This window comes from Microbacterium sp. (genome assembly GCF_003248605.1).
In the GTDB taxonomy this organism is placed as follows: domain Bacteria; phylum Actinomycetota; class Actinomycetes; order Actinomycetales; family Microbacteriaceae; genus Microbacterium.
On the sequence record NZ_QFPF01000104.1, the window covers coordinates 1 to 9153 of the forward strand.

Consider the following 9153-nt stretch of genomic DNA (forward strand, 5'->3'; position numbering starts at 1 on the left):
GCAGTTTGCGGCGCGGGATGATTTCGAGCGGTCTGTGGCGTCGGGGTGGGGTTCGTCGGATGTCGGTGGTGCGTGGTCGGTGTTGTATGGGGCGGCGTCGGCGGCGTCGGTGTCCGGCGGTAAGGGCACGGTGACGATTCCGGCGGGTAACACGCGCAATCTGGCGTTGCAGGGTGTGTCGGTGCGTGATGTGTCGTCGTCGGTGGAGTTCTCGGTGGGTTCGGCTCCGTCGTCGGGTAATTCGTATGTGGGGTTGGCTGCGCGGCAGAGCTCGTCGGCGGATTACACGACGCGTGCGTGGATGCGCAGCGATGGGTCGGTGTGGCTTGTTGCGCAGCGTTCGGGGACGGTGCTTGCGGCGCCGGCGTTGAACGGGGTGACGTGGGCTGCGGGTGATGTGTTCACGATGAAGACCGAGGTGTCGGGTGTGAATCCGACGACGATCCGGTCGAAGGTGTGGAAGGTGGGGTCGGCGGAGCCGGCGTCGTGGCAGGTGTCGGTGACGGATTCGACGGCGGGTCTGCAGCAGGCGGGCTTCGTGAGCGCGCACTATGCGCGGGCGGGTTCGGCGACCGGGTCGGGCACGGTGTCCTTCGACGGGTTCCGCGTCACCGACCTCCAAGCACCCGTCGGTTCCGCGTCACCGACCTCCAAGCACCCGTCGTGGAGCCCGATCCGGAGCCGGCTCCCGAACCGGAGCCCGAGCCCGAACCCGAGCCCGAACCGGAGCCCGAGCCCGAACCGGAGCCCGGGAACGTCGCTCCTGTCGCGTCGTTCTCATCGGCGGTGAGCGATCTGAGCGTGACGGTGGACGGTTCGGCGTCGTCGGACCCCGACGGCACGGTGGCCTCGTACGCCTGGAACTGGGGCGACGGCTCCGCCGCGGGGTCGGGGGCGACCGCGTCGCACACCTATGCGGCGGCGGGCACCTACACGGTGACCCTCACGGTCATCGACGACGACGGCGCGACACACACGGTCACGGCGCCCGTGACCGTCAGCGCGCCGGTCGTCGACCCGCCGGTCGAGCCCGAAGAGCCGCCCGCCGAGGCGTTCGCGGCACGGGATGACTTCGAGCGGTCCGTGGCGTCGGGGTGGGGTTCGTCGGATGTCGGCGGGGAGTGGTCGGTGCTGTACGGGGCGGCGTCGGCGGCGTCGGTCGCCGGCGGCAAGGGCACGGTGACCCTCAACGCGACCGAGACGCGCAACCTCATGCTCAACGCGGCGTCGGCACGGGACATCAGCCTGAGCGTCGACTTCTCGCTCGACGCCGACCCGGCCACCGGAAACGCGTACGCGGGTCTTGTTGCGCGGGCCACCTCGACCGACAACTACGCGGTGCGTACGTGGCTGCGCAGCGACGGGAGCGTGTGGCTCGTCGCGCAGCGGGGATCGACGGTGCTCGGGATATACCCGGTTCCCGGCATGGTCCGTGCCGCGGGCGACGTGTTCACGCTGAAGGCCGACGTCGTCGGGTCCGGCACCACCACCATCTCCGCGAAGATCTGGCGGGCCGGAACTCCGGAGCCCGAGGCGTGGCAGCTGAGCGTGACGGATTCGACCCCGGCGCTGCAGGCGGCTCTGCCCTACGGCGTGCACGCCAACCGCGCGGGTGGTGCGACGACACCCGGAGTCCTCACCTTCGACGCCTTCCGCGTCACGGCGCTGGGTTGATCCGGTCCGGGGCGGAGGTCCGCGCGATCTCCGCCCCGGCCGGGCGTAATAAGCTCGGCGGGTGAGTCGGGGCATGCGCGGCGGACGGGGTTCCGCATGAACGTCAGTGCGCTCCTGCTTGCGCTCACCGCCGTCGGCATCCTCATCCTGCTCGCGGTCGTCTTCCGGGTGAGTGCGCGATCGGCCTTCATCGTCTGGACCCTGACGCTCTTCTTCGTTCCGGTGTGGATCGGGGTCAACCTCGGATTCTTCTGGGCCGCGGTGACGGGGATCACCCTGCTCGCCGTCGTCACGGGTTGGCGCTCGGTCTCGCTCGCGCCCGCCGACGCCCTCGTCGCGGCCTTCGCGCTCCTGGCGCTCATCCTCTTCGGGCTGCGCATGGTGCCGTTGTCGTCGGCCGTGATCGCGGTCCTGGAATGGGTGCTGCCCTACGTCTGGGGGCGGTTGGTCCTGGCTCGCCTCCCGACCGCGTTCGTGACCCGCATCATCGCGGCGGTCGCCACCGCGGCTGCCGTCATCGCCATTCTGGAGTTCGCGTCGGGCACCAACGTCTTCCTCCTCCTTCCCGCCATGGGGGCATCCTTCGAGGAGTGGGGCAGACTCCAGCCGCGTGGCGGCTTCATCCGGGTGGAGGGCGCCTTCGGGCACTCGATCGCCCTCGGCGCAGCCCTGGCGATGTCGTCGGCCTTCGTGCTCGCGACCCGCTGGACGCTCACGGCCAAGCTCCTCTCCCTGGCCGTCATCTCCGCCGCGACCGTTGTGACCTTCAGCCGACTGGGCCTGCTGACCCTGGTGCTGACGGTGGCGCTGTCCGTCGTCACGCTGCCGGGGCTGACCCGCCGCACCCGCGGCGCGGTCATCGCGGTCGGCGCGATCGCCGCTCTCGTGGTCGTGCCGTTCGTGGGCGGGGTCTTCCTCGAAGCCGGCGACGAGGCCAGCGGCAGCGCCGACTACCGCTCCAGTCTGTGGATGCTGCTCTCGCAGGTGCAGATCATCGGGTCGGCGGGCGACTGGGCCGGTCTCACCGTGGGGGGCACCTACCTCGGTCAGTACGCCGATTCGATCGACAACGCGCTCCTCGTGATCGCGCTGCGCTTTGGCTGGATCCCCGTGCTCCTCGTGATCGCGGTGCTGGTGATGGTGGCTGTCAGCGTCGTGCGGCCCGGTCGCGCCAACCCGGCGTCGATCGCGGTCACCGCGCAGCTTCCGTCGCTGTTCGCGGTGGCTCTCATCACGCAGTACGGCATGTACCTGTGGTTTCTCGTGGGGCTCGCGATCGCGTGGCCGCGCCGCTCACCCGACGGGCACGCCGTAGAGCCTGTCGCGGTTGCGCAGGATGTAGACGGTGTACGGGATGATCTGGAACACCATCACGCTCGCGGCATTGGCCAGCAGCGGACCGTTCACCCCGAACACGGGCACCAGCACGTACGTCAGGGCCACGGTGCTCGCGGCCATGAGCAGCGAAGGGGCGACCTGGAACCGGATGCCGGGCCGGTCCATCATGAACATCCCGAGCGGGTAGAGCACGGCCTGCAGGGTGATCATGAGCCCGAACGCCAGGATGATGTCAGGCGTGATCTCGAGCTCGCCGTCCGAGATGATGCCGAACAGCCACGGACCGATCGCGAGGATCACGGCCGTGGCGGTGACGATCATCGCCCCGAACAGCCCTGACGCGAGGAAGGGCCCGCGGCGGATCGATCCGTTCGCCCGCGCCTTTGCGAAGTGCGGCCACAGGGTGACGCCCGCCGCCGCCACGAGCGCCTGCAGCGCGAAGAACACCTGGCCCGCGACACCGTACTGGGCGACCGCGACCCCGGTGGCGAGCTGGGCGAGGATGTAGCGCGGCAGCGCCATCGACAGCGGACTGGAGAGCAGCTGGGCCATCATCGGCCAGCCGACATCCATCACCTTCACGCCGGGATGCCTGCGCGGAGACAACAGCACGCGCAGGGCGCGCGGGATGAGAGGACCGCTGCTGCGGATCGCGACGAGCAGTCCGATGACCGCGACCGTGAAGGTCGCGAGGAACGATCCCAGCGCGAGGTAGGACTTGAGGGCCTCCGAGCCTGTCGCGAGGAATGCCCAGACGACGAAGAGGGCGAGGGGCGAGATCAGCCCCTGCAGCAGGATCACGACGGGGTTGCGGCCGAGACCGAGCAGCACGCGCTGCCAGATGCCGAGGCAGATCGTGAGGCAGAAGATCGACACGCACACGAACGCCGCGAGGCCCGCGTCGGGTACCTCCGCTCCGGAGCCGAGCACGACGTACCAGCCGCCGGTGAGCAGAAGGACCGTATTGACCACGGCGATGCCGCCGGCGAAGATCACCATGATCCGCATGACCGTGCGCACCTGGCGCTCGAGGTGTCGGTCGGCGCGGACGTCTTTGCTCGTCGCGATCCCGTTCACCACGACCGCGCCGGTGCCCAGGTCGCTGAACGAGACGAGGCTCGGCAGGGCCACGAGCAGCGAGAGGAAGGCGTAGTACTCCACCCCGCCCTGCGTGATGGCAAGACGTGCGGTGAGGATGCCGCACACCAGCGACACCGCCATCGTCCCGACGCGCGCGAGGGTCGACCAGAGAGCGATCACGGCACTCCCCCTGCTCCCGGATTCCGTGTGAACGGCGAGGGGTACTGTAACATCGGACGGGGGCCGAGACGGTCGCGGTGGGGGCTGCGGACCGGTCGAGGACGGCACCGATTCTGTTGCCCGTCCCCATCTCGAAGGACCGCCCAGTGAAGCCAGACTCGTCGGCGTGGACTCTTTCCACCGTCAGGGAGGCCATCCGCAAGTTCTGGCTCCTGATCGTCGGTCTGACGATCCTCGGCGGGGCGCTCGGCTACGGGCTCAGCTCGACGGTGACCCCGATCTATCAGAGCACCGCGACGCTCTACTTCGCGCTCAACCAGGGAAACAGCGCGTCCGACCTCGCTCAGGGGTCGACGTACACGCAGAACCAGATGCTCTCGTTCGCGCAGCTGGCGACGTCGTCCCGTGTCCTCGATCCGGTCATCGACGAACTCGAGCTCGATACGACGCCGCGCGTGCTCGCGCGATCGGTCGAGGTCACGATCCCTCAGGACACCGTCATCCTCCAGGTGCAGGCGTCGTCCACCGACCCCGATGAAGCCGCCGCGATCGCCAACGCCGTCTCCGACAGCCTCACGGACGTCGTGCGCGACGTCGCGCCCAAGGGTCCGGCGGGGGCTGCGACCATCACCGCCCAGGTCATCGACGAGGCCGTCGTCCCGCTGGTGCAGTCCATCCCCAACAAGCCCCGGGATGCTGCGCTGGGTGCCCTGCTGGGTCTTGTCGTCGGCGTGCTCGCCGCCCTGGCGATCACCCTCGGCGACACGAGGGTGCGCAACGAGACGGTGGTCGCGCAGGTCGTCGACGCGCCGCTGTTGGGCTCCGTCACCCGGACGCGTGGCGAGGGCGGGCTCGTGGTGGCGCGCGAGCCGCTGGGGCACACATCCGAGGAGTTCCGGCGGGTGCGTGCCGCGCTGTCGTACGCCAATGTCAGCGACAGCGCGCGGTGTCTCCTCGTCACCTCGTCGACCCCGAGCGAGGGCAAGTCCACGTTCTCGTCGAACCTCGCGCTGACGCTCGCCGGACTTCAGCACCGGGTGCTCCTCATCGACGCCGACCTGCGTCGGCCGCGCATCGCCGACTACTTCGGCGTCGAGGGCGCTGTGGGACTCACGACCGTCCTCGTCGGCGACGTGGACGTCGAGGTGGCGAAGATGACGTGGGGCAGCACCACGCTCGACCTGCTCACCTCCGGCAGCGTTCCGCCCAACCCGGCCGAGATCCTCACCTCCGACGCGATGCGCGAGCTCCTGCGCGAGGCATCGGCGGCCTACGACTACGTCGTGGTCGACTCGCCGCCGGTGATCAGCGTCGCCGATGCCACTCTGATCGCGCCGCTCATGGACGGCGTCGTGGTCGTCGTCGACGCGTCCCGCACGCGTCGCGCGCAGCTCGCCAACAGCGTGCGCATCCTGCAGGGATCGGGTGCGCGCATCCTCGGCGTGGTGCTGAACAAGGCCAAGGTCGCCCGGCGCCGACGCTCGTACTACGCGGAGGATGCCGCGGTCGAGGGTGACGCGCGGGGCTGAGTCTCCCGTCCGCCTCGCGCCGGTCACGATGCGAGGCGGCGTCGGACCGCCTCCACCGCGCGGGTCTTCGCCATGAGCGGTGCGTACCTGAGACGGAAGCGTCGGACGAAGGCGCGCGCCTCGCGCGGGGTCAGCAGGCCCCGCTCCGCCCAGAACGTTTCGATGCGTCGGCGCGTGTCGCGGTCGCCGCGCGCGAGCACGCGTCGGTGCACCGCGAACCACAGCGCGTCCTGCTCGTGCACCTCCGCGATCGTCGCCTCCACGCCGTCGAGGTGCGCGCGGCGCGGCCAGATGACGGGGGCGGGGATGGGACGGCCGTCGACCACCGGTCGTCCGGGCCGATGCAGCGCAGCCCAGCCGGAGTACAGGAAGAACTCCAGCAGGCCCGCGCGCTCGAACGCCTCGGCGAACCCCGTGCCCGCCGAGCTCTCGACGTCGTCGATCAGAGCGCGCACGACATTCGTGTCGACGACGAACGGCGTGGCGGTGGGGGGGAAGTCGGCGACGGCGGCGGAGATCGCGGCCTCGTCGGCGCCGAGATGGCGAAGCGTGCGCTCCAGCTCATCGCGGAGCGGATGTGCGAGGTAGGAATGGGTGCCGCCGCGGGGGATGCCATCCGCTCCGACGAAGTCGTCGACGCTGGCGTCCGCGATCAGGTGGTTCTTGGCGTCCAGGATGACCACATGGGAGGACTGCACGCGCCGCGCGATCAGGAGCTTGGCCGCCTGCTGGCTGCGCCACCCGTGGACCGCACCGCCGACGCCGAGATCCGCGGTGCGGACGTACGACACGAGGGGCTCGAGCGCGCCGTACTCGCGACCGATGCGCGTCCGCGACCGGCGGGAGAGTCCTCGAGCGGTGTTGTCGAGCACGACGATGGCCGACGCGGTGCCCGGCGCGAGGTGCGCGCGCAGCGAGCGCGCCTGCAGCTCGAGCAGCCCGATCTCGGCCTCGAAGACGACGGTGACGAATGCGAGAGTGGGGGTCGGTGACTCAGCGGGCTGCATGGTGGCTCGGCTGGCTCGACCACGCGCCCGTCGCCCGGCGTGCACGCCGCGCGACGTCGTGGACGCTGCGGCCATCGGCGAGTCGACGCGCCAGAGACTCGTAGTCGTCGGTCACCCGGTCCCAGCGGAAGACCTCGGACGCCCGCTCGCGTGCGCTGAGCCCGAGCTGCGCGACCCGCTCCGCGTCGGCCTCGACGCCCGCGAAGAGCGCCGTGAGGTCGCGCGCGGACTCGAAGAACCAGCCCTGCGAATCCAGCACCTCGCGATTGAAGGTCACGTCGTAGGCGACGACGGCGGCACCCGCGCCCATGGCACGCAGAAGCGACGGGTTCGTGCCGCCGACGGAATGTCCGTGCACGTAGGTGTACGCGTGCGCATACAGCGCGTCGAGGAGGTCCTGGTCATAGACGCCGCCGAGGAAGACGATGCGCGGATCGTCGGCTGCGGCATCCCGCACGAGGCGTGTGTACTCGGCGCTGTAGGGCGCCGATCCGACGACGACGAGCGGCAGGCGCGCGGTGCCGCGACGGTAGCCCTCCACGATCTCGAGCAGGTGGTTCTCGGGCTCGAACCGGGCGACGACGAGGTGGTAGCCGCCCGGCTCGAGGCCCAGACCGCGCACGCCCTCGTCGGGCATCTCACCGAGGATCGGGGCGCCGTAGCGGATGAGCTCGGTCGGCACGCCGAACTGGTGCGTGTAGTACTCCGCGATGCCGGGCGCGTCTGAGATGAGGGCATCCGCCGTGCGCACGCCGAACTCCTCGGCCCACCGGTAGTAGGCCTTGCCGCGCGCGCCCCACTTGGAGCGCTTCCACTCCAGACCGTCCATGTGCAGTGCGGTCGGGATGCCGCGCGCGCGCAGCACCGGCAGGAAGGGTGCATTGGCGGCGTTGAAGACGAACGCCGCGTCGGGGCGCCGACCGAAAACGGTGTGCAGGGTCGACAGGCCCGTGTGGCTGAGCGTCTCGAGCTGCTTCTGGTGCAGCGCCGGCAGATGCACGAGATCCATGCCGAGATAGGTGCGCTCGCGGGTCTCGGATCCGCGCGTGTAGACCGTCACGCGGTGCCCGCGGTCGACCAGGCGCCGCCCCACCTCCTCGATCGCGGTCTCGAACCCGCCGTATGCCGCCGGCACGCCGCGCGTGCCCACCATGGCGATCGAGAGCGTCCGCTGCGCGGTGGATGCCGGGGCCTTGGCCGCGGTCATGATGTCAGTGTGTTCGAGGACCATCAGTAGGCACCCTTCGGATCGATCATGACCTGGGCGGTGCGCCACATGATCATGAGGTCGTTCATCACGGACCAGTTCTCGACGTAGCGCAGGTCGAGCCGCACGCTGTCGTCCCAGGAGAGGTCGCTGCGACCGCTCACCTGCCACGGCCCGGTGATTCCCGGCTTGATGTAGAGACGGCGGTAGACGGTGCCGTCGTATGAGGTGACCTCGTGGGGGAGCGGAGGTCGGGGTCCGACGATGCTCATGTCGCCGACGAGGACGTTCCAGAACTGGGGCAGCTCGTCGATCGAGTGGCGGCGCAGGAACCGCCCCATCCGTGTGACCCGGGGGTCTGCCTTGAGCTTGAACAGCGGTCCTGCGCCCTCGTTCGCGGCCTGCAGTGCGGCCAGCTCCGCGTCGGTCGAATCGCGCATCGAGCGGAACTTCAGCATCCGGAACTCGCGGCCGTCGCGGCCGACGCGCGTCTGCCGGAAGAAGACCGAACCGGGGGAGTCGAGCACGATCGCGAGCGCCAGAACCGGTAGCAGCGGCAGCAGGACGAGCAGGGCCGTCGCCGCCACCGCGACATCGAGGGCGCGCTTGAGCAGGTGCTGGCCGCCCTCGTAGACGGGGATGCGCACATGGATCAGCGGAAGACCGTCGACCGGGCGGAACGAGACCCGGGGGCCGGCGACATCCGTCAGGCGGCTCGAGAGCACGAGTTCCGCCGCGCGTCCCTCGAGCTGCCAGCTGAGGCGCCGCACGTAGTCGGGGTCGTCGGAGGGCTGGCTGGCGACGATGATGGTGTCGGCATCCAGCTCCTGAGCGACCGTCGCGACCGTGTGGGTGGTCGCGACGACCTCGTGACGACGTCCATCGACGATGATCGGCTCGGGCGAGCCGTCGGCGGTCGCGGTGCCCACGACGACGTAGCCCAGGAGGGCGTCCTGCTGGAGGCGCCCCACCACGTAGGCGATGTCGTCGGGCTCGCCGACGATGATGGCCCGCGATGCGTAGTGACCGAACCGGCGCTGGCGTACCAGCCACTTGCGCCAGGCCCAGCGGCCGACGAGCAGGGCGACGAGTCCGATCGGCATCGCGAAGATCAGCTGGACGCGCATGCCCTGCCACT

Annotated in this window: 6 protein-coding genes and 1 pseudogene; 4 read left to right on the forward strand and 3 right to left on the reverse strand. The window is 70.1% G+C overall.

Going from position 1 to position 9153, the window contains the following annotated elements; all coding sequences use genetic code 11:
• The 4 genes and pseudogenes from DI573_RS12230 to DI573_RS12245 form a co-directional block, all read left to right on the forward strand.
• A pseudogene (locus DI573_RS12230) lies at positions 1–790 on the forward strand (hypothetical protein); the annotation flags it as partial.
• The gene (locus tag DI573_RS12235) at positions 787–1674 is read left to right on the forward strand and encodes a PKD domain-containing protein (protein ID WP_292814639.1); all 888 of its coding nucleotides are present in this window, start codon (positions 787–789) and stop codon (positions 1672–1674) included. The pseudogene DI573_RS12230 and the gene DI573_RS12235, both read left to right, overlap by 4 nt.
• A gap of 96 nt (positions 1675–1770) precedes the next feature.
• Complete coding sequence (locus tag DI573_RS12240) at positions 1771–3351, forward strand: hypothetical protein (RefSeq protein ID WP_292814641.1); 1581 nt, start codon at positions 1771–1773, stop codon at positions 3349–3351.
• Between the two features lie 1067 nt (positions 3352–4418).
• Positions 4419–5801: a polysaccharide biosynthesis tyrosine autokinase gene (locus tag DI573_RS12245; protein ID WP_292814644.1), complete on the forward strand. Its 1383-nt coding sequence runs from the start codon at positions 4419–4421 to the stop codon at positions 5799–5801.
• 23 nt (positions 5802–5824) lie between these two features.
• Here the strand turns inward: DI573_RS12245 and DI573_RS12250 are convergent, their stop codons facing one another.
• From DI573_RS12250 to DI573_RS12260, 3 genes are all read right to left on the reverse strand, one after another.
• Positions 5825–6808 (reverse strand): hypothetical protein, encoded by a 984-nt coding sequence (locus DI573_RS12250; protein ID WP_292814647.1) that lies wholly within the window; start codon positions 6806–6808, stop codon positions 5825–5827.
• Entirely contained in the window at positions 6795–8015 is a 1221-nt protein-coding gene (locus DI573_RS12255; protein WP_292814650.1) for a DUF1972 domain-containing protein, read from the reverse strand. Before DI573_RS12255 ends, DI573_RS12250 begins: the two co-directional genes overlap by 14 nt.
• 23 nt (positions 8016–8038) lie before the next feature.
• The coding region (locus DI573_RS12260) for a sugar transferase (protein ID WP_292814652.1) at positions 8039–9153 on the reverse strand (1115 nt) is incomplete at its 5' end.

Coding starts and splice junctions, on each gene's coding strand:
- DI573_RS12240 (WP_292814641.1), top strand. CDS start 1,771: ATGAACGTCAGTGCGCTCCTGCTTGCGCTCACCGCCGTCGGCATCCTC.
- DI573_RS12250 (WP_292814647.1), bottom strand. CDS start 6,808: ATGCAGCCCGCTGAGTCACCGACCCCCACTCTCGCATTCGTCACCGTC.
- DI573_RS12255 (WP_292814650.1), bottom strand. CDS start 8,015: ATGACCGCGGCCAAGGCCCCGGCATCCACCGCGCAGCGGACGCTCTCG.